This window comes from Pseudomonas sp. TAA207 (genome assembly GCF_001529285.1).
Taxonomy (GTDB): domain Bacteria; phylum Pseudomonadota; class Gammaproteobacteria; order Pseudomonadales; family Pseudomonadaceae; genus Aquipseudomonas; species Aquipseudomonas weihenstephanensis.
On the sequence record NZ_LLWJ01000067.1, the window covers coordinates 161,459 to 182,524 of the forward strand.

The 21,066-nt window shown below is 59.6% G+C and carries 19 protein-coding genes; 8 read left to right on the plus strand and 11 right to left on the minus strand.

All coding sequences use genetic code 11. The features are described 5' to 3' along the window. Window positions 1-63: 63 nt before the first annotated feature. On the minus strand, window positions 64-1,392 hold the full coding sequence (gene miaB, locus AP059_RS14105) for a tRNA (N6-isopentenyl adenosine(37)-C2)-methylthiotransferase MiaB (protein WP_048362391.1): 1,329 nt from the start codon (window positions 1,390-1,392) through the stop codon (window positions 64-66). A gap of 132 nt (window positions 1,393-1,524) precedes the next feature. On the opposite strand from miaB, the gene AP059_RS14110 reads away from it, so the two are divergent. Then, window positions 1,525-1,851, plus strand: coding sequence for a DUF1820 family protein (locus AP059_RS14110; protein WP_019411970.1), 327 nt, complete (start codon window positions 1,525-1,527; stop codon window positions 1,849-1,851). A 55-nt stretch (window positions 1,852-1,906) separates the two neighbouring features. Here AP059_RS14110 and AP059_RS14115 read toward each other — a convergent pair whose 3' ends face one another. From AP059_RS14115 to AP059_RS14130, 4 genes are all read right to left on the minus strand, one after another. Continuing rightward, window positions 1,907-2,455 (minus strand): tetratricopeptide repeat protein, encoded by a 549-nt coding sequence (locus tag AP059_RS14115; RefSeq protein WP_048362392.1) that lies wholly within the window; start codon window positions 2,453-2,455, stop codon window positions 1,907-1,909. Between the two features lie 224 nt (window positions 2,456-2,679). Continuing rightward, the gene (gene hemL / locus AP059_RS14120) at window positions 2,680-3,963 is read right to left on the minus strand and encodes a glutamate-1-semialdehyde 2,1-aminomutase (RefSeq protein ID WP_059763859.1); all 1,284 of its coding nucleotides are present in this window, start codon (window positions 3,961-3,963) and stop codon (window positions 2,680-2,682) included. Between the two features lie 31 nt (window positions 3,964-3,994). Continuing rightward, the gene (thiE, locus tag AP059_RS14125) at window positions 3,995-4,618 is read right to left on the minus strand and encodes a thiamine phosphate synthase (protein WP_059763861.1); all 624 of its coding nucleotides are present in this window, start codon (window positions 4,616-4,618) and stop codon (window positions 3,995-3,997) included. A 17-nt stretch (window positions 4,619-4,635) separates the two neighbouring features. Continuing rightward, a complete protein-coding gene (locus tag AP059_RS14130) occupies window positions 4,636-5,433 on the minus strand; it encodes a hydroxymethylpyrimidine/phosphomethylpyrimidine kinase (RefSeq protein ID WP_059763863.1) in 798 nt (265 codons plus the stop codon). A 288-nt stretch (window positions 5,434-5,721) separates the two neighbouring features. Between AP059_RS14130 and AP059_RS14135 the strand changes: the two genes are divergently transcribed. The 4 genes from AP059_RS14135 to AP059_RS14150 all read left to right on the plus strand — a co-directional run bounded on the left by AP059_RS14135 (window position 5,722) and on the right by AP059_RS14150 (window position 12,175). Further along, a complete protein-coding gene (locus AP059_RS14135; protein ID WP_059763866.1) occupies window positions 5,722-8,094 on the plus strand; it encodes a hybrid sensor histidine kinase/response regulator in 2,373 nt (790 codons plus the stop codon). 75 nt (window positions 8,095-8,169) lie between these two features. After that, window positions 8,170-9,819 (plus strand): acyl-CoA dehydrogenase family protein, encoded by a 1,650-nt coding sequence (locus tag AP059_RS14140; RefSeq protein ID WP_059763868.1) that lies wholly within the window; start codon window positions 8,170-8,172, stop codon window positions 9,817-9,819. 141 nt (window positions 9,820-9,960) lie between these two features. Beyond that, complete coding sequence (gene amn, locus AP059_RS14145) at window positions 9,961-11,433, plus strand: AMP nucleosidase (protein ID WP_165599940.1); 1,473 nt, start codon at window positions 9,961-9,963, stop codon at window positions 11,431-11,433. A gap of 175 nt (window positions 11,434-11,608) precedes the next feature. Beyond that, window positions 11,609-12,175, plus strand: a complete 567-nt coding sequence (locus tag AP059_RS14150) for a pseudouridine synthase (RefSeq protein ID WP_165599942.1) — start codon at window positions 11,609-11,611, stop codon at window positions 12,173-12,175. Here the strand turns inward: AP059_RS14150 and AP059_RS14155 are convergent. Together AP059_RS14155 and AP059_RS14160 are read right to left on the minus strand one after the other, a co-directional pair. Next, window positions 12,170-12,379: a DUF2788 domain-containing protein gene (locus AP059_RS14155; protein WP_003444116.1), complete on the minus strand. Its 210-nt coding sequence runs from the start codon at window positions 12,377-12,379 to the stop codon at window positions 12,170-12,172. The two genes, AP059_RS14150 and AP059_RS14155, sit on opposite strands and share 6 nt — an antisense overlap. Window positions 12,380-12,551: 172 nt before the next feature. After that, a complete protein-coding gene (locus AP059_RS14160; protein WP_048362399.1) occupies window positions 12,552-13,031 on the minus strand; it encodes an Lrp/AsnC family transcriptional regulator in 480 nt (159 codons plus the stop codon). 413 nt (window positions 13,032-13,444) lie between these two features. Between AP059_RS14160 and AP059_RS14165 the strand changes: the two genes are divergently transcribed. Further along, window positions 13,445-14,476 carry a DUF6515 family protein gene (locus AP059_RS14165; protein ID WP_059763873.1) on the plus strand — a complete coding sequence of 344 codons (1,032 nt, stop codon included), beginning with the start codon at window positions 13,445-13,447 and terminating at the stop codon, window positions 14,474-14,476. On the opposite strand, the gene AP059_RS14170 is transcribed toward AP059_RS14165, so the two are convergent. Together AP059_RS14170 and AP059_RS14175 are read right to left on the minus strand one after the other, a co-directional pair. Then, window positions 14,473-15,366, minus strand: a complete 894-nt coding sequence (locus AP059_RS14170) for a cation diffusion facilitator family transporter (RefSeq protein ID WP_059763875.1) — start codon at window positions 15,364-15,366, stop codon at window positions 14,473-14,475. The genes AP059_RS14165 and AP059_RS14170 overlap by 4 nt on opposite strands. Window positions 15,367-15,380: 14 nt before the next feature. Continuing rightward, entirely contained in the window at window positions 15,381-15,800 is a 420-nt protein-coding gene (locus AP059_RS14175; protein ID WP_059763878.1) for a hypothetical protein, read from the minus strand. 102 nt (window positions 15,801-15,902) lie between these two features. Between AP059_RS14175 and hrpB the strand changes: the two genes are divergently transcribed. After that, entirely contained in the window at window positions 15,903-18,446 is a 2,544-nt protein-coding gene (gene hrpB, locus AP059_RS14180; protein ID WP_059763880.1) for an ATP-dependent helicase HrpB, read from the plus strand. 105 nt (window positions 18,447-18,551) lie between these two features. On the opposite strand, the gene AP059_RS14185 is transcribed toward hrpB, so the two are convergent. Together AP059_RS14185 and AP059_RS14190 are read right to left on the minus strand one after the other, a co-directional pair. Further along, a complete protein-coding gene (locus AP059_RS14185; RefSeq protein WP_059763882.1) occupies window positions 18,552-19,634 on the minus strand; it encodes an endonuclease/exonuclease/phosphatase family protein in 1,083 nt (360 codons plus the stop codon). 86 nt (window positions 19,635-19,720) lie between these two features. Further along, a complete protein-coding gene (locus tag AP059_RS14190; protein ID WP_059763884.1) occupies window positions 19,721-20,383 on the minus strand; it encodes a hypothetical protein in 663 nt (220 codons plus the stop codon). Between the two features lie 193 nt (window positions 20,384-20,576). Between AP059_RS14190 and AP059_RS14195 the strand changes: the two genes are divergently transcribed. Next, window positions 20,577-21,053 carry an NYN domain-containing protein gene (locus AP059_RS14195; protein WP_059763886.1) on the plus strand — a complete coding sequence of 159 codons (477 nt, stop codon included), beginning with the start codon at window positions 20,577-20,579 and terminating at the stop codon, window positions 21,051-21,053. The last annotated feature ends 13 nt before the right edge of the window (window positions 21,054-21,066 follow it).

The window sequence follows — 21,066 nt, forward strand, 5'->3', positions numbered from 1 at the left end:
ATCAGGATTTACGATCGCTTCGCAATCGAACGCCGCCTGCGCCGTGGCTACGTGAGGCAGGGGTCAGTTCAGCAAAGAACCGCGCAACGAATGCGGCTGGGCGGCATCGATGTGTACATCGGCAAACTGACCAATCAACTGCGGGTTGTCGCAGCGGAAGTTGACGATGCGGTTGTTCTCGGTACGGCCTTGCAGTTCACCGGGGTCTTTTTTCGAGTAGTCAGTGACCAAAATTCGCTGGGTTGAGCCCACCATTTGTCGGCTGATTTCGAAACCTTGCTGATTCAGTCGATGCTGCAAGGCGTTGAGGCGTTCCTTCTTGCGCTCTTCTGGGGTGTCGTCTGTCAGGTCGGCGGCGGGAGTACCGGGGCGCTGGCTGTACACAAACGAATACGAGAAGTCGAAGCCGACGTCTTCGATCAGCTTCATGGTTTGCTCGAAGTCTTTTTCAGTCTCGCCGGGGAAGCCCACGATAAAGTCCGAACTGATGCAGATGCCCGGTACGGCAGCACGCAGTTTGCGCAGCTTGGACTTGTACTCCAGCGCCGTGTGGTTGCGTTTCATGGCCGACAAAATGCGGTCAGAACCCGATTGCACCGGCAAGTGCAGGTGCTTCACCAGCTCCGGTACTTCGGCATGCGCCTGGATCAGGCTGTCCGAGAACTCCAGCGGGTGTGAGGTGGTGTACCGGATACGTTCGATCCCGTCGATGGCGGCCACCACGCGGATCAGCTCCGCCAGATCAGCCAGGCGACCGTCTTCGGTCAAGCCGCGATAACCGTTGACGTTCTGCCCGAGCAGGGTGACTTCGCGCACACCGTTTTCAGCCAGGTGAATGACCTCGCCGAGTACGTCGTCGAACGGACGGCTGACTTCTTCACCGCGGGTATAAGGCACCACGCAGAAGGTGCAGTACTTGCTGCACCCTTCCATGACCGAGACGTAGGCGCTCGGGCCGTCGATGCGTGGCTCGGGCAAGTGGTCGAATTTTTCGATTTCGGGGAACGACACATCGACCTGCGGCAGCTTGGTGATGCGCGCCGCGTCAATCATTTCAGGCAGGCGGTGCAGGGTCTGCGGGCCAAATACCACGTCAACGTAGGGCGCGCGATCACGGATCGCGGCACCTTCCTGGCTGGCCACACATCCCCCGACGGCAATTACCATGTCCGGGTTGGCCAGTTTCAGCTCGCGCCAGCGGCCCAATTGCGAGTAAACGCGGTCTTGGGCGCGCTCACGAATCGAGCAGGTGTTGAGCAGGATGACATCAGCGTCTTCAGCGCGCGCCGTGACTTCCAGGGCCTGATGTTCACCCAGCAGATCGACCATGCGTGAGCTGTCGTACTCATTCATCTGGCAACCGTGGGTTTCGATGTAAAGCTTCTTGGCCATGGGTGTTCATCAAGTGGTTCAAAGAACCGCGCATTATAGGGGGCATAGCCGTTGCTTCCTAGCGCTGTGCGTCTGACGGCTATGCTATAGTTCGCGCCCTCTTTTATACCTTCAGATGTTTACCCGCCCACCATGACCAAACGTGAAGCTCCAATCTACAAGGTGATTTTCCTTAACCAGGGACAGGTGTTCGAAATGTACGCCAAGCAGATCTATCAAAGTGATCTGTGGGGTTTCCTGGAAGTAGAAGAATTCGTCTTCGGTGAGCGCACGCAAATGGTCGTTGATCCGAGCGAAGAAAAGCTCAAGGCTCAATTTGAAGGCGTGGTGCGCAGTTTTGTGCCGATGCATTCGATTGTGCGCATCGACGAGGTGGAGCGTCTGGGGACGCCGAAAATCAGCGAAGCCCGTGGCGTGAGCAATGTGATGCCGTTTCCGTTTCCGATGCCGGAGAAGTAGGGCTTAACCCCAGAGTTCTACTCGCTGGCTGGCGCTCGGGGGGGCGAGCGGTCAGTCAAGGCAGTGGCGAAAAAGGCGAGCGGGCGTCCGTCGATTGCAGTTCCATCAGGTATTTGCGGAATATCTGCCCCAGCACCTGGGTCGCGGTTTCGAGTTGGTCACGGGGCATTTGCTCGGCCACTTCGTCGGCGGTATCCAGTGCATCTTCAGCGCCGTTAACGGCCGCCATCTTCAACACGATATACGCCTGAATGTTATTGGCCGGTACGCCTTCGCCCTTGAAGAACATGGTGCCCAGTTTGAACTGGGCCATGGCGTGGCCTTGCAGCGACGCTTGTTCGAAATAGCTGAGGGCTTGATTGAGGTCGCGCTTGGGGTTGTTAACGTCGTAGTAGAACTCGCCTAACTCGTATTCGGCTTCTGCATCCCCCTCTTTTGCTGCTTGCACGCACGCGGCAAGCGCCTCTTCCAGATTTTCTGGCTGAGTATTGAGGGTGCAGCGACCCATCGCCGGGATCAACAACGAGTTACCGCCTGCCTGAGCAAGCAGCGGTTGTAGGAGCAACAGGCAGCCCAGTGCAAGGGCGCGGCCGGTGCGGTTCATGGGAATCGACGTACCTCTGGAAAGACGGGCAAGCCCGACCAAGGGATGTATAGGCGCGCATTATGAAATAAGCAGAGGCAACCTTACAAAGTCTTTACTCGTTTTTCTGCGCGACTCATGTGATATCGGTTGATTTAAGACGATTTTGGACGAGCGGGTTAAAAGATCCGCTCATTACGGGCATAAAAACGGCAAGGGCCATCACCCTTGCCGTTTTTTGTGGATCACTTCAGGGCGGCAAATGCGCGCTCGGCAGCGTCCAGCGTCAGTTTCAATTCGTCATCGCCGTGGGCAATCGAGGTGAAACCTGCTTCGAAAGCACTCGGCGCCAAGTAAACGCCGCCGTCGAGCATCAAGTGGAAGAAGCGCTTGAACAGGTCCGCATCGCTGGCCATGACGTCGTCGAAGGTAACGATGTCATCGGCGTTGCTGAAGTACAGGCCGAACATACCGCCTGCTTGAGTCGTGACGAACGGGATGCCGGCTGCATCAGCGCGTTGCTGCAAGCCATCGAGCAAGCGCGTGGTGTAATCGCTCAGTTCGGCGTGGAAGCCGGGGCGGCTGATCAGGCGCAACGTGGTCAAGCCTGCCGCCATCGCCAGCGGGTTGCCCGACAAGGTACCGGCTTGATACACCGGGCCCAGGGGCGCAATGCATTCCATGATCTCGCGCTTGCCGCCGAAGCAGCCCACCGGCATGCCGCCACCGATGATTTTGCCGAATGTGCTCAGGTCCGGGGTCACGCCGTAGTGCGCTTGAGCACCGCCGAGGGCGACACGGAAACCGGTCATCACTTCGTCAAAAATCAGCACCACGCCGTGCTGGTCACACAGGTTGCGCAGGCCCTGCAAGAAACCGGGGGCCGGTGGCACGCAGTTCATGTTGCCCGCTACCGGCTCAACGATGATGCAGGCCACGGTGTCACCGACCTCGGCCAGCAGCTTTTCAACGGCGTCGATGTCGTTGAAGGTCGTGGTCAGGGTGTGTTTGGCAAAATCAGCTGGCACGCCGCCCGAGCTGGGGACACCCTGGGTCAGCAAGCCGGAACCGGCTTTCACCAGCAGGCTGTCGGAGTGGCCGTGGTAGCAGCCTTCGAACTTGAGAATGTTGTCGCGACCGGTGAAACCACGCGCCAGGCGAATCGCGCTCATGGTCGCCTCAGTGCCGGAGCTGACCATACGCACCATTTCCATTGATGGCACGATGGCGCACACCAAGTCTGCCATTTCGGTTTCCATGGCCGTTGGCGCCCCGTACGACAGGCCGTGCTCCAGTTGAGCACGCACGGCGTCCAGCACGTCCGGGTGGCTGTGGCCCAAAATCATCGGGCCCCACGAACCGACGTAATCGACATAACGCTTGTCGTCTTCGTCAGTCACGTAGGCGCCTTCGGCGTGCTTGAAGAACAACGGCGTGCCGCCCACGCTTTTGAAGGCACGAACCGGCGAATTCACGCCGCCGGGAATGTGTTTTTGAGCGTTGGCAAACAGGGTTTCGGAACGAGACATGAAGGGCTCTCTCTGAATCAGGAATCGGTATTTAAAGTGACATCAAAGCGTTGAACGCACGGGCGCGGCGGGTGACTTCTTGTGGGCTCTCGGCGCCAAACAGGCCGTGCACCACCGCCAGTAAGTCAGCTCCGTGGTCGATCAGCGGTGCCGCGTTGTCCAGAGTGATGCCGCCAATTGCACAGATCGGCAGTTTGATCCGCGCGCGGGCTTCATCGAGTACATCCAGGGTCGCGGTCGGTGCGCCGGGTTTGGTACTGGAGTTGAAGAAGCGGCCAAAGGCGACATAACTCGCGCCTTCTTTGGCCGCTTGTTCGCCCTGCTCAATTTGACTGTGGCAGGTCGAACCGATGATCGCCTGACGACCCAGCAGGGCGCGGGCAGGGGTTAACGGGCCATCGGTTTGCCCCAAGTGCACGCCGACCCCCAACCGTGCCGCCAGTTCGGCATCGTCATTGATGATCAAGTGTGCGTTGTAGCGTGCACACATGTCGCGCAACGCCTCGGCTTCGCGCAGGCGTCGGGCCTCGTCACTGCTTTTGTCGCGGTATTGCAGCAGGGTCAGGCCGCCATCAAGGGCTGCCTCGATATACGGCATCCACTTGCCTGCCAGCAATTGGCTGTCAGTGATTGCGTAAAGACCACGCAGTTTCATAAGTCGAGCCTCATGGGTTACGAGCAGAAGTCTAGCGGCAAGCGGCGCGGTACAAATTGCCCTTGGCCCAGTTGCTCGGCATCACGCAAGGTGCGCCATGTGTAATTGAGTGCCGTTTCAACCGCGCTGACCAGGTGTTCGCCAATGGCCAGGCGGCCGGCCAAGGTACTGGCCAGCGTGCAGCCTGAGCCGTGATAGCTGCCAGGCAGGCGGTAGCAGGTGAAGGTATGACGGCTGCCGTCGCGGCTGTACAGGCGGTTATGAACTTCGTGCTCATCGCCGTGACCGCCGGTGATGAGCAAATGCTTGCAATATGGCAGGAGTTTTTCAGCGCATTCATCGGCACTGCCTTCAGGCAATTCAGCCAGAATGCGGGCTTCGGGCAGGTTGGGCGTGGCGATGGTGGCCAAAGGCAGCAGGCGCTCGCGCATGGCATAACCCACTTCGTCCTTGCCCAGCCGTCCGCCACCGCCTGCGCGCAGTACCGGGTCGCAGACCATTGGCAAGTGCGGGTGGGCTTGAAGCAGTTCGACCACTGTGTCGACCATCGCAAGCGAGCCGAGCATACCCAGCTTGACGGCCGAGACGGGCGAGTCGCTGAGTACGGCATCGGCTTGAGCCAGCACCCACTCACGGTCCAGCACACGAAAATCGCGGACATTAACGGTGTTCTGCACAGTCAGGGCGGTGACCACCGGAGCGGCGTGACAACCTTGAGCCAGCAGGGCTTCGATATCTGCCTGCAAGCCGGCGCCACCACTGGGGTCATGGCCGGAGAGACAGAGGACAACAGGGCGAGAGCTGTAGATATTCATGGTGCGCGAGCTTACCACCAATCAGTTTTTACGGGCGGTTAGGACGCTGTGGAATTTTCTTTCGGATAATTCTGAAAAAACGCTGACTTACATCGTACTTAAAGTGTGCTCAAAATCGCTGTAATGCTTGATCTAGACGCTCTGTTTTGAATGTTTACGTGATGTGTATTTGCCATTAGCGGCTGTGCTAGAGTGACCGCCAAACGAATAACAGGTAATGCTGGTTTACGTCGTCTCAAAAGGAAAGGGGGCTTACAGACGCAATCAGGCAGGCCATTTTGGGGCTGTATGCGCTATTTTTTTATTGTTCTGATGGGCTGGCTGCCAATGCTGGCCTGCGCAGTCGCCTTTGATGAGACCACTCAGCGCTTGCCGTTGGGCCGCGAAATGCACGTCTATGAAGACGTCGCAGGCCAGTCGACGATGGCCGACGTCATCGCCCACCCCGAACGGCTCAAACCCCATGACAAGGCCACGCTCAATGCGGGGTACTCGCATTCGGTGTTTTGGCTCAAAGTCGACCTCAGTTACCAGCCATTAGACCCGAGCGCCAATACCTCCTGGCTACTGGAGCTGGCGTACCCGCCGCTGGACCGTATTGACCTCTACCAGCAAAACGCCAGCGGTGAGTTTGAACTGACCCAGCGCACCGGCGATGGCCTGCCGTTCGACAGTCGCCCGGTAAAAGAAAACAACTACCTGTTCGAGTTGAATTTCACCCCCGGACAAACCCAGACCGTGTATTTACGCCTGGCCAGCGAAGGCTCTATCCAGGCACCGCTGACACTGTGGTCGACCAAGGCGTATCTGGAAGATCAGCCCGTTCGCATTTACATCCTCGGTCTGATTTACGGCGTGTTGCTGGGCATGCTGGTCTACAACTTGTTTATCTATGTCAGCGTGCGCGACACCAGTTACCTCTATTACATCTTCTATATCGCCTCGTTCGGCCTGTACCAGCTGTCAGTCAACGGTGCAGCCGTGCAGTATTTCTGGCCCAACAACCCGTGGTGGGCCAACGCCGCCACCCCATTTTTGATTGGCAGCGCCGCCTTCTTCGGCTGCCAGTTCGCCCGCACCTTCCTGCACACCGCCACCCACAGCCGCTGGCTCGACCGGGCGCTGATGGTGTTGATGGCGGTGGGTGTGCTGGTGATGGTGCTGGCGCTGACCACCAGTTACGCGACGTCGTTGCGTTTGGCCACGGGGCTGGCGCTGGCGTTTATCTTTACCATTTTCATTGCCGGTATCGTGGCCTGGTGCCGCGGCCTGCGGGTGGCGCGTTATTTTGTCATCGCCTGGACCGCCTTTTTGCTCGGCGGGCTGGTTAACACACTGATGGTGCTGGGCTATTTGCCGAATGTATTCCTGACCATGTACGCCAGCCAGATTGGTTCGGCCATTGAAGTGGGGCTGCTGTCGCTGGCGCTGGCGGACCGGATCAACGCCATGCGCGATCTGCAAGCCAGGACGCTGCAAGAGTCCGGGCAAAAACTGGCGGCAATGAACCAGCAACTGGCCCGCACCAACCAGCTCAAAGATGAGTTTCTGGCCACGGTGACCCATGAGTTGCGCACGCCCATGAACGGGGTGATTGGCTCGCTGGAGTTGATCAAGACCCTGGACATGACGCCTGAACTTGAGCAGTACACCCACACCGCCGAGGGTTCTGCCAAAGCCATGATGGGCATGGTCAATGGCATCCTGACCCTGACCGAGTTGCAGGCCGGGCGCCTGGCGGCCCGTGCCCGGCCTTTCAGTCTCAACGAGATGATGCACGGTTTGCGCGAGCAATTTGGGCCAAGGGCTGAAAGCCAGGGCCTGGCGTTTTCGTATGAAGTGGCGCGTGGCTTGCCGGATCAATGGATCGGGGATGCCGAGAAAATTCGCCAGTGCCTGGAATGTTTGCTGGATAACGCCATTAAGTTCACCCGCGAAGGTGGGGTGATTCTGCGCGTCACCGGCAAAACGGCCAGCCCCGGCCGTTGGACGTTGGCGTTCAATGTGATCGACAGCGGTATTGGCTTTGTTCATCAGGAAGATGCCGAGTTGTATCAGCACTTCTTCCAGGTGGATGGCTCCATGACCCGTGAATATGGCGGCTTGGGCATCGGGCTGTCGATTTGCCGACGTCTGGTTGAACTGCTCGGCGGGCGCCTGACTCATCATTCGCAGCCGGGGCAGGGGTCACAGTTTCAGCTCTCCCTTGAACTGGAATCGCCCCCTGAGTCGGCGATGGTCCCACAGCCTGTGGTGCGTACGCCTGAGCAATGCGTCGTTTTATTGGTGGAAGACAACAACGCCAACTCGCCGTTACTGCGGGGCATGTTGCTCAAATTGGGCTATCGCGTGTTGAGTGCCGAAAGTGGTCAGGTGGCCATTGAAACGCTACGTCGCGAGCGCGTGGATGCCGTGTTGTTGGCGTGCCCGTTCAGCCATGTGTCGGGCGACTCAATGGGCAGTCAATTGCTGACGTTGGCAGCGTGTGCACGGTTGCCTGTGGTGGCGTTGTTCGAGTCAGAGCCTGCGGCCAGCACCGCGCGTTCTCAGGTAGACGCAATTACCGACTGCCTGATCAAACCACTGCGTTTTGAAGACCTGCAACAGGTCCTGGCGCAGCGCTTGTTGCGTGACGGCGAGGGCATAAGCGTCGAGCTTTAGGCGGTTATGCCACTTGTGAAGACCGCGATGCGTGCTTCACTGGCTCCATTGGCATGACCCACAGGAGCCCGCGCAATGAACCTGCATCAATACGCTGAAACCCACGCTGTGACCAATCAGCCGCCGTCACTGGACGGCGTTAACCTGTACCGCATCGACCTGCCCTTGCAGCAGTGGGGGCAGCGTTTTGGCGCGGGGTGGGCACAATCGCGGATTGATGCGTATGGCGCGCTGGCCGGTGGCCCGTTGATGGCGGCGGGCTTTTTGGCCAATGAAAACAAACCGGTGTTCGTCAGCCACGACCGCTTTGGTCATCGGATTGATCAGGTCGACTTTCACCCTGCCTACCATGAGCTGATGCGCACCGCGATTGAACACGGCTTGCCGTCTTTACCCTGGACCAATCCGCAACCCGGCGCCCACGTGGCTCGCGCCTCAATGACCTACTTGCACACCCAGGCAGAAGCGGGGAGTGGTTGCCCCCTGACCATGACGTTTGCCAGTGTGCCGGCGCTGCGTGTGCAGCCTGACGTTGCACAGGTCTGGCTGCCCAAGGTGCTCGCCACCGTGTACGACCCGCGTAATGTCGATATCAGTCAAAAGGGCGGTGTGACGCTGGGCATGGCCATGACCGAAAAGCAGGGCGGCACCGACGTGCGGGCCAATACCACGCGGGCTTACCCGGTCGGCGCGCGGGGGCCGGGGCAGGCCTATGAACTGCTGGGCCATAAATGGTTTTGCTCGGCTCCCATGTGCGATGGCTTTCTGACCCTGGCCCAGACCGACAAGGGGCTGAGTTGCTTTTTACTGCCGCGCCACCGTCCGGATGGCAGTCGTAATGAGTTCTATATCCAGCGGCTGAAAAACAAACTGGGCAACAGTTCCAATGCCTCCAGCGAAGTGGAATTTCGAGGCGCGCTGGCCTGGATGCTGGGTGAAGAAGGGCGTGGGGTGCCGACGATTATTGAAATGGTCGCCATGACGCGTTTTGACTGCATGGTGGGATCTAGCGCGTTGATGCGTCAGGCGCTGACCCAGGCCACTCATCATTGCGCTCACCGTTTGGTCGGTGGCCGGGTGCTGGCCGAGCAACCGTTGATGCAAAACGTGCTCGCGGATCTGGCGCTTGAAAGCGAAGCCGCGCTGGCCTTGAGTTTGCGCATGGGACAAGCGCTGGACCACCTGGACGATCCGCAGCAGGCCAAGTTCTCGCGACTGGTAACCGCCGTGGGCAAATACTGGATCTGCAAACGGGCGCCCGCGATGATCAATGAAGCGGCCGAGTGCATGGGCGGCGCAGGGTATGTCGAAGACAGTATTTTGCCGCGCTTGTACCGCGAAGCGCCGGTCAACTCTACCTGGGAAGGCTCGGGCAACGTGCAATGCCTTGATGTGCTGCGGGCACTGTCCAAAGAGCCAGGTGTGCTGGAGGCGTTGTTTATCGAGCTGGGTGACGGGCATGGCCATACAGGGTTGGCGCAGCACATTGCACAGCTTAAAACGGCGTTTAAAGACACCGACGACATTCAGTACCGCGCCCGCCAACTGAGCGAAGACATCGCCCTTGGGCTACAGGCCAAACTGTTGCTGGAGGCAGGAAACAGCGACGTGAGCGACGCCTTTATTGCCAGCCGCTTACAAGGCAGTGGCCGGGTGTACGGCACGTTGCCACGCGGTCTGAACGTGGCCGCCCTCGTCGCGCGCTCAACCCCGCCAGTGGCCTGAGTCAGTGGCAGATTTGACGGCCGCTACGTGCCCGGGCGCAGCCTCGCGTGACGCCTCATCCGCCAGGGCAATGACGGGATTGGCTAGTGCCTTTGGCCAACGATGCAGGCAAGATAAGCGCCTGCCCGTTCAGAAGAGAGGATGCTCATCGTGACCGAAGCTTTCATTGTCGTTTCAACCGCGCAAGAGGCCGTTGATCGCCTCGCCGCCCTGCACGAACGCGCAACCACGGCCTTGAGCCAGGCCCTCAAACGTTACCTCAAAGACCGCATCGAACCTTCGGCAGAGGAGCGTGCGCTGTTTCGCTACCCAGAGCTGCGCTTGACCAACACCATTCATGGTGAAACGCCGACCCTGACCCGCGCCTACGCCAAGGTTCAATTGCCCGGCACCTACAGCGTGACCGTGACCCATCCTGCGGCGTTTCGTAACTACCTGCTGGAGCAGTTGGTGCCGCTGATGCGTGACTTCACCGTTGAAGTCGAAGTGGGCCTCAGTCAGCAGAATATTCCTTACCCGTACGTGGTTGAGCAGGGCGACGAACTCGCAGGCTCCGGCGTGACGGCGGCCGCGCTGGCGCGGGTGTTCCCCAGCACCGACCTGTCGGCGGCCACCGACGGTATTGCCGACGGCCTCTACGATTGGGCTAACACCGACCCGCTGCCGCTGGCACTGTTTGACGCCGCGCGCGTGGACTTCTCACTGCGTCGTCTGGTGCATTACACCGGTAGCGACTGGCGTCATGTGCAGCCGTGGATTCTGCTGACCAACTATCACCGTTACGTTGACCAGTTCATCCTCCACGGCCTGGAACAACTGCGTGATAACCCGCGTTTTGTACGCATGGTGCTGCCCGGCAATGTGCTGATCGAAAAGAGCATGGACTACGGTGAAGCGCAGGCGATTGCGGCGGGCGTGGTGTGGCACCGCTATCAAATGCCCGCGTACCACTTGCAGGCCAACGATGGCCACGGCGTGACCCTGGTGAACATCGGCGTCGGTCCCTCCAATGCCAAAAACATCACCGACCACCTGGCCGTGTTGCGTCCGCACTGCTGGTTGATGATTGGTCACTGTGGTGGCCTGCGGCAGTCGCAAACCATTGGCGACTACGTATTGGCCCACGCCTATATGCGCCGCGACGGAATCCTCGACCGGGTTGTACCGCCCAACATTCCGATCCCGGCCCTGGCCGAGGTGCAGTTGGCGCTTCAGGAAGCGGCAGCGCAAGTCACCGGTGAGCGTGGTGAAGAGCTGAAAAAACGCCTGCGCACCGGCACCGTCCTGACGTATGACGATCGCAACTGGGAATTGCGCTGGGCACAGGAGCGCCCGCTGATCAACCTGTCGCGTGCCGTGGCCGTGGACATGGAAAGCGGCACCATCGCCGCGCAGGGTTATCGTTTGCGGGTGCCGTACGGCACGTTGCTGTGTGTGTCGGATAAACCGCTGCACAGCGAAATCAAGCTGCCAGGCTCGGCTAACGCGTTTTATGAGCGCGCGGTGAGTCAGCATTTGAAAATCGGTATTGCGGCCGTGGACTTGATGCGCAGCCAGCTCAACTCATTGCACTCGCGCAAACTGCGCAGCTTTGACGAACCGCCATTCCGTTGATGGGACGTGGCATTTAGCGATCAGGCAGTTGGGGCGCTTGCACTTAAATGGCAACAGCCCCTAGCATTGCCGGCCTTGATCGCTAGATGTCCGGTTTGCCATGTCCCGTCCTGTTCGTCCCGCCGCACACCGTCCGGCGTCCAAAGCGCCCGCTCCTCAAGCGGCCAGTCGGCGCGTGGCCAAAGCGCCACCGTCAGATCCAAAACTGTATCTGTTCAATAAGCCGTTTGATGTGCTGACCCAGTTCAGCGATGAAGGCGGGCGGGCGACGCTCAAGGACTTTATCCCGATTCCCTGTATATACCCGGCCGGGCGTCTGGATCGCGACAGTGAAGGGTTGTTGCTGTTGACCAACGATGGTCAGTTGCAGGCGCGAATTGCAGACCCCAAGCACAAGTTGCCCAAAACTTATTGGGTGCAAGTGGAAGGTGAGCCGACTGAGGCGCAATTGCAGCAATTGCGCGAGGGCGTGGAACTCAACGATGGCAAAACCCTGCCGGCCGAGGCGCGCGCCCTTGAAGAGCCGCAGTTGTGGCCGCGCAACCCGCCGGTGCGTTTTCGCAAAAGCATACCCACGGCCTGGCTGGAACTGGTGATTCGCGAAGGGCGAAACCGTCAGGTCAGACGCATGACCGCAGCCGTGGGGTTGCCGACCTTGCGTCTGGTGCGTGTGCGCATCGGTGACTGGAGCATTGAAGGGCTGGAGCAGGGGCACTACAGGGAAGTGCCGGCGCGGCTATAGCGCGCCCGACTCGATCAGGCCGATGACCACGCTTTTGATGATGAAAGCGGCCACGCCCAGGCCCAGCACAAAAAACAGAATGAACGAGCCGAAACGTCCGGCCTTGGACTTCTTCGCCAGATCCCAGACGATAAACGCCATGAAAATGATCAGGATGCTGACCAGGATCGTCATCATCCACTCTTCAAGTAAGGCAGGATCCATCGGTGTTCTCCAGCGTGATCGGGGATTAAAAACCGGGGGAGTATACGCCAGAGCGTGCGCATGGTTGTTGATCTGGGTGGTGTACCCCCACAGCGAACTCATGGCCGAAGGCAGCGAAGGGGTGCACCGCAACCCGTTTTCTTGAGGTCACCACAGCTCCTTCGCAGCCTGCTTATGTCCGCAGATGAGTCAGCGGCAACTCAGTGCTGTTGAGCACCTGATTAAGCACGAAGCTGGAACGCACGCTGGTCACCCCGTCAATACGGGTCAAATGGCCCAATAACAATTGTTGATAGTGGTCCATGTCCGGCACCACTACTTTCAATTGGTAATCGGCGTCCACCCCCGTTACCAGGCTGCACTCCAGCACTTGCGGCAGGCTGCGAATGGCCGCTTCGAAGTTCTCAAAGCGCTCAGGCGTGTGACGGTCCATGCCGATCAATACGTAGGCGGTGAGGGTTAATCCCAGTTTTTTACGGTCCAGCAGTGCCACTTGGCGCGAAATGTAGCCGTCGTCTTCAAGCTGTTTGACGCGCCTTGAGCAGGGCGAAGGCGACAAGCCAATGCGTTCGGCCAGCTCCTGATTGGAGATGCGTGCATCACGCTGCAATTCCGCCAAAATACTCAAGTCGTATCGGTCGAGTTTGCTCACGAAGTAACCCTTTGTAATAACTATTGCGTGAAAGTATCCACCTTAAGGCAAAAATTGCGCAAGTACTGTTTTATTGAGCAATCTTCGCAATCGCCTGCCGCACGCCAACGCCTATTCTTACTACCAGAATCACTGCCCGGACATAGAGTCCACTGCGGCCCGCCGAATCAGGCCAGCCGCGACCGCCAACCCCACAGGGTTGCCCCGGTCCCCGGGCTACGCACTGTCCAGAAGACGGCGCGAGGTGAGCCAACACCACAAGTGTTGAGCCAGGACGAAAAATTCTAAGGGCGGCCGACGGGTCGCCCTTTTTTATTGGCCGAAAATAAGCATCGTAACTGCTAACCTGCCGCCGAACCGGTTCTCGGATTTCCAGTCTTATGTGTACGCCCCAACCCGCAGTGAGGAACATCATGAAATCGCGTCTTTGGCGTTTGGCTGCCGTTAGCTTGCTCAGTGTAAGTATCAGCGCTCAGTTATTGGCCGATGAACGAGGTGATGGTAACCCTCAGCAAGGTCGTCCCAACGGTGGTGAGCACCGGCCGCAAGGGCCGGGCGCGAATAATCAACCGCGCCCGGACAATCAGGGTCATCAAGCCCGGCCTCCGTCATTTGAGGGCCAGGGTCGGCCGCAAGGCGGGCAATGGCAAGCCCGCCCCCAGGGCGAGGGCAACCCTCAAAATCGCCCGGCGCAACCGGCTAATCACCTGAGCATCCAGCCACGCCCCGATTCGGTGCAGCAAACTCAGCCGCCACGCCGTGGTTACTATCAGGATATTCCCCGGCGTCCCGGCGACTATTCGCACTGGCAAGGCAACTCCAGGCCCGACTATGGCCGCAACCCCGGTTTTAATAATGGCCGCCCCTATGACAATCGCTGGCAAGGTCGCCCGAGCGGGCAGGGCAATGGCTGGGGGCCGGGTCCGCAATACCGGCCCGGTTATGTGGTCGACCGGTTTCCCGGTCAGCATTGGCAAGTGCCCTATCGCGGGCAGAACTACTTCTTTTCCGGTGGTTATTGGTATCGCCCGCAAGGTCCGCGTTACGTCGTGGTGCAGCCACCCTACGGGATTCGCGTAGGTTACTTGCCCGATTACGCGCGGGAAGTGTGGATCGGCAGTTCGTTGATGTTCCTGGCAGCGGGTGCGTACTACGCCTATCAGCCCGCTACGCAGGACTACATCGTGGTCCAGCCACCGGCGCCTGTTCCCGTGGCTGCGCCGCAACCGGTGAGCAACGGCTATGACGTCGTGGCCTACCCGGCGAATGGTCAGACACCTGCGCAGATTAATCAGGACCGCTACGATTGCTATCGCTGGGCCATCGAGCAAAGCGGGTTTGACCCGGCTAAAGCCACCTACGCGCCTTCGCCTGCCGTGGTGCAAACCTACCGGCAAGCGCAGGGCAACTGCCTCAGCAGCCGGGGTTATCAGGTCACCTATTAATAAGCCTTGGGTTTGACCACTTCCTGCGGGTCGGCGTGCACCAGCACTTCGGCGCGCGGGTAGGCTTTTTCAATCGCCTCGGCGGCCCGGTCGCTGAGGGCATGGGCGACTGACAACGTCAGTTCGCCGGGCAACTCCAAGTGCAATTGCACATACCAGATACTGCCCGAAATGCGTGTACGCAAATCATGGGCGCCCAGCACGCCGGGTACGCTACAGGCCAATTCCAGCATGTGCTGACTGACCTCGGTGGGTAACTCTTCGTCCATCAACACCGAAAAGCTCTCGCGGGCGATCTGGATCGCGCTCCACAGGATGTAACCCGCAATTCCCAAGCCAAACCAGGCATCCAGTTGCGGCCAGCCGAAGCTGGCCAGCACCAGCGCAACCAAAATGCTGCCATTGAGCAACAAGTCGGAGCGGTAGTGCAGCGAGTCCGCCCGCACCGCGTTGGAGCCGGTGGCTTTGATCACGCGGTGTTGCAGCATCAGCAGGGCGACGGTCATCACCAGCGAGAACACAATCACGCCAATGCCGATCCACGGCGCACCTACCGGCTCGGGGTTTTTCAGGCGTTCAATGGCCTGGAATGCAATCAATACGGCACTCACGGCGATAAACAGCGCCTGCGCCATGCCTGCCAACGACTCCGCCTTGCCGTGCCCGTAACGGTGATCGTCATCGGCAGGGCGCAAGGCGTAATGCACGGCCAGTAAGTTCAGAAACGACGTCACACCATCGAGCAGCGAGTCGGTCAACCCGGCCAACATACTGATCGACCCGCTGAGCCACCAGGCGATGGCCTTGGTCACAATCAAAAGGCTTGCCACTGCCACCGATGCGCGGGTGGCCAGGCGTAACAGGCGTGCGTGTTCCGGGCTGCTGCTCATGACGCTTCCTTGTCTCAGGCGGCGGGTACAAGACCGTACAACGCCAATTGCTGCACGCTGCCTTTGTGTTGGATCAGGCGCGGGTCGTTCAGCGGAAAGCTGCCACCCAGTTCGCTTTCAAGAATGGCTTGCAGCTTGCTGTTATCCACCTTGCCGTCAGCACCGATGGTTTCTTGCAATTTTTGCGGGTCGATGTGTGCGGTTTTACCGGGCGGGAAATAAATAGCACCGGTGGCGAAGTCGACACCAAACGCAATCAGCCCCGGAATCACATAAAACAGCAGCCCCACGGCATCCAGTACGGCAATCATCGGATCGATTTTGCCGTCGATCTGACCTCGACGATCCGGGAAGAAAATACTGCCGCAGGCAGTCAGTTGGGTGAACAGGGCAGCAACCACAATGCCGCCAATGACGCGCGAAGACCTACGCATACCAAAACCTCATAAACGCTTGAAGGGCCAAACCAAACATTAAGACCGCGCTTAATGCCGAACTGTTCGCCGTTATACTCGCCGCACAGTTCTGGAGCCACCATGATTTCTTTGCCGATTGATGAAGTTTTACCTGCGCTGCGTTGCGCCTTGGCTGAACGGCACGAAGCCGTGCTCGAAGCGCCGCCTGGCGCCGGTAAAACCACCCGTGTGCCGCTGGCCTTGCTCAATGAGCCGTGGCTCGCCGGGCAGACGATTGTGATGCTCGAACCGCGGCGCCTGGCCGCCCGCGCTGCGGCGGAGCGGTTGGCCAGTGAGCTGGGAGAAAAAGTCGGAGAAACCGTCGGCTATCGGATCAGACTCGATAGCAAAATCGGGCTCAACACGCGTATCGAAGTCGTCACCGAAGGCATCCTCACTCGGCGCCTGCAGCAAGACCCGGCGCTCGAAGGCGTAGGGCTGCTGATCTTCGATGAGTTCCATGAGCGCAGTCTGGACGCCGATCTGGCACTGGCATTGAGCCTTAATGGGCGTGAGTTGTTTCGCGACGAGCAGCCGCTGAAAATTTTGCTGATGTCCGCCACCCTTGAGGGTGAGCGTTTGGCCAGCGTGCTCGACGATGCCCCGGTGTTGCGCAGCGAAGGGCGCATGTACCCGGTGGCCATGCGTTGGGGGCGGCCGTTTGTGCCCGGTGAGTTTGTTGAACCACGGGTGGTGAACACCGTGCTGGAGGCGATCAACGATGAGACGGGCAGCGTGTTGGTATTCCTGCCCGGTCAGGCAGAAATCCGACGCGTTAATCAACAGTTGGCTGACGCGCTGGGCTCGCGCACAGACATCCTGTTGTGCCCGCTGCACGGCGAGTTGGAGTTGAGCGCACAACGGGCCGCCATCGAACCTGCGCCCAAGGGCCTGCGCAAAGTGGTGCTGGCCACCAACATTGCCGAAACCAGCCTGACCATTGATGGCGTGCGCGTGGTGATTGATGCCGGACTGGCACGGGTGCCACGCTTTGATCCGGGCAGCGCCATGACGCGCCTCGACACCCAGCGCATCTCCCGGGCCAGCGCCACCCAGCGTGCAGGCCGCGCCGGGCGGCTGGAACCCGGCGTGTGTTATCGGCTGTGGTCAGAAGACCAGCACGCGCAACTGGCCGCCTATGGCAGCGCTGAAATCCTGCAAGCAGATCTGGCAGGGCTGGCGCTGCAATTGGCGCGTTGGGGGGTGAGCCCGAACGAACTGATCTGGCTTGATCCGCCGCCTGCGGCAAGTTATGCACAGGCCCAGCAGTTGCTGGAACGTTTGGGCGCACTGCGCAAGCAAGTGGATGGCGGCTGGAAACTTACTGCGCATGGCGAAGCGATGGCCCAGTTGCCCGCACACCCACGTATCGCGCACCTGTTGTTGCGCGGGCATGACGTGGGCCTGACTGAGATGGCGTGTGATGTCGCCGCGCTGTTGGGTGAGCGCGATATTGTGCGCGGCGCCGGGGCCGACGTTCACAGTCGCCTGGCGTTGTTATCGGGCGATACCCGTGCCGCGCGGGGTGGGCAGGGCGGCGTACAGCGCGCCAAACAACTGGCTCGCCAATACCGCTCTAGCCTGCGGGGTAAGCCGACTCAAGCCGTCGCTGACCCTGATCACCCGCGCTGGCTGGGCGCCTTGCTGGCGCTGGCGTATCCCGATCGTATCGCGCAGCAGCGCAAGCCGGGTGGCGCCGAGTATCGCCTGGCGAACGGGCGGGCTGCGTTGTTCAGCGAAGTGGACGCGCTGATGAAACATCCCTGGCTGGTGATCGCCGACTTGGGCAGCCGCCAGGGCCAGCGTGAAGAGCGCATTTATCTGGCGGCGGAGTTCGATCCCGGGTTGCTCGACGGCGTGTTGAGCGAGCAGGTCAGCGTGGTGGATCAACTGGACTGGGACGAGCGCGAAGGGGTGTTGCGTGCCGAGCGCCAGCGCAAAGTCGGCGAACTGGTGTTGAGCCGTGAACCGCTGACAGGTCTCGATGAAGCGGCCCGCACTCAGGCGCTGATCAATCTGGTACGGCGCAAAGGCCTGGAATTGTTGCCGTGGACGCCTGAACTGCGTCAGTGGCAAGCGCGGGTGGCGTTACTGCGTCAGCTGGATCTTGACGCGCACGGCCAGAGCGAATGGCCGGATGTCACTGATGCCGCGTTACTCAATGGGCTTGAGCAGTGGCTGGCGCCTTACTTGGGGCGGGTCTCGCGGCTCAGCCATTTTGCCAGCCTCGACCTGTCGAGCATTGTGCATAACTTATTGCCCTGGCCTTTGCCGCAGCGTCTGGAAGAGCTGGCGCCCCATCACATCAAAGTGCCGTCGGGTTCTTCGGTGCGGGTGGATTACAGTGAGCACCCGCCGATTTTGGCCGTTCGCCTGCAAGAGCTGTTCGGTTTGGCTGACACCCCGCGCATTGCGGGCGGCCGCCAAGTGGTCAAATTGCACCTGCTGTCGCCCGCGCGGCGCCCGGTGCAAGTGACGCAGGATCTGGCCAACTTTTGGCGCAGCACCTACGCCGAAGTGAAAAAAGACCTCAAAGGCCGTTATCCCAAACACTACTGGCCAGACGACCCGCTGGTGGCCGAAGCCACCGCACGGATCAAACCCCGAAAGCCTGCCTCTTCGTAGTCGCTGCCAAAGGCTGCGAAGGGTTGCGCAGCCACCCGTTTGATTAGACGCCCACGCCCCCATGGCCCTTTTCACAGCCTTTGGCAGCGACTCCTGCAAGGCGAGTCAATCCAGCGGCAACAAAAACCGGCCCACCACGGGTAAATGATCGGAAAGGGTGAGGGTGTCTTCCTGGCGTACATAGCCCTCGATACGTTTGAGCTTGGGGCTGTAAAACAAGTAGTCGAGGGTACGGTCGGGTTCTTCGACACGCGGGTCGTTGGGGAAGTGGGTGAGCCACAATTCGCGGTCGATGCCTGTGGCTTCAGGGTTGCTGGGGATCATCGGGTACTTCTCCCACAGCTGATGCAGCTCGCTGTCAGGCGAATAACCCGCTCGCTGCTCGGCGGGCAGGCGCAGATACTGGCCAATCGGCAGCAGATTGAAATCGCCGCCGATCAGCCACGGGGTGCCGTAACTTTCAAATCTGTTCAGCGCCGCCGCGGTGGCCTGCATTTGTTGGCGCAGGTTGCTGTTGTCCTGTGTCGGGCTATCAAGCTGAGTGTTGATGGCCACTAATTGCCCGCCGTCATTGAGGGGCAGGTAACTGACCAGCAACGCAGGCTTGGGTGCAAACTGACGGCTGATCAGGTTGGCCTCGGCCACGGGCAGTTGCAGGCGCTCGGCGTGCTCGATCTGGAAGCGGCTGAGGGTCACCAAGGTGCGGCCCACACTGCCAAAAATGTGACGGTCGGGCACGAAGTCGGCCTGCCAGGTGACCGCCTGCGCGCTGCACGGGTAGAGGTCGACCAGCCGCTCTTGCAACAACGTGAGCTGATCCTGATAGCCACTGGCCTTGGCGTTTTTATCGACTTCCTGCAACAGCACCAGGTCCGGTTGCTCGTCGCGAATCACCCGCGTCACCTGATCCAGACTGAACGCCATGTCCTCTGCGGTCGGGCGTGTATCAGGCCCGCTGCCATCAGCCAGGTTGTACCAGAACACATAACGCTTGCCCGCCAGGTATTGCACGTTCCAGGTCATGACCTTGAGCGCCTGCCCCGGCACCAGCACAGGGGCGGTGGTGGGGCAACTGACGGTCAGCACTTCTTTGGCTTCAGGGCGCCACGTCAGGCTATAAATCAGGCTCGCCAACAGCGCGGCTGTCAGCAGCAAACCCAATACGGTATTACGCAAAAGACGTGGCATGGCGTCGGCTTATTAAGTTTCAAGATGTAAGCGAGCATACGCGACCGCTGCCTGGCATCCCAATGGATGATACGTAGGAAGGCGTTTTATCGACTGTCAGGCTCGTCGCTAATCAGCATGAATAAACGGAATAGAACTACAGACAAGAACAACTGCAAGAAGCTGTTGATACTTTCCAACGCTAACGAAAGCAGGGGGTTTTCAGCTTTTGGGTACACCGAAAAGCTTAATTCCTTGAGCAGCATGAGCGGCCCCAGCACCGCCAAAATGCACACGAAAATACGCCAGAAGTGGCCCTTGCTCAGTCCAAAACTAGACTTCAGCGCGGCCAATGGCGCCTCGCCGCGCAGCACTAAGCGGTACTCGGCAAATGCGAACACTACGGTGAGGTAAATACCCGGCACAAAGAACATCGACAACCCGAGCACAATCAGCAGTGTGCTGATGGCGGCCAGCAGCGCAAATCGCGGCCACAGGTACAGGGCGCGGGCCAGCAGGTCACGGTTGCGCGGGCTTTCGCCCCGGCTGCGGGCGTCGAGAAACAGAATCAGAGCCGCGGTGTAAATCGGGTACACCAGCAACCCGACGATCAAACTGTAGCCGGGCGATGCATCCGGGCCCGTGGCATTGTTGACCAGTTGTTGCAGCACAGCCTCAAGAATCACCAATGGCAGGCACAGCGCCACAATCTGGCCCAGGTTGCGCTGGAAGAAGTACAGGGAGTCGCGAATAACAGTCAGCGGGTTCATGGTTCGGTATCAACAGTCAAAAGCGGTGCGCCACTTTAACCGATCAAACCCTGCACCAAGCAAATGTCCGTGTTGAACTGCGTGTGTGCTCGCGCGTTGGGCGGTTAATCCGCGCAAAGTCTCAGCAGGCTGGCATACTGCGGCCTTGTTTTCAGTTGCGTGCCCGCTTGCTTGGGCGCCTTGAGGTCTCCCGGTGAAAAGAATTGCGGTCTTCGCGGATGTGCAGAACCTCTACTACACGGTTCGCCAGGCTTATGGCTGCCATTTTAATTACGCTGCGCTGTGGGCGGATATCAGCCAGCGCGGTGAGATTGTCGAGGCGTACGCGTATGCCATCGACCGGGGCGACAGCAAGCAACAGCAGTTTCAGCAGATCCTGCGCAACCTCGGTTTCACCGTAAAGCTCAAACCGTACATCCAGCGCAGTGATGGCTCGGCCAAGGGCGACTGGGACGTGGGCATCACCATCGACATCATGGACGCTGCCGCCAATGTGGACGAAGTGGTGCTGGCCTCGGGCGATGGCGACTTTGACCTGTTGCTCGAACGCATCGCCAGCAAGCACGGGGTACAAACCGTGGTTTACGGCGTGCCCGGCCTCACGGCCAACTCGCTGATTCGCGCGGCGACCCGTTATGTGCCGATTGAAGGCAGTCTGCTACTCAAGTAACGCTCACTTTTTT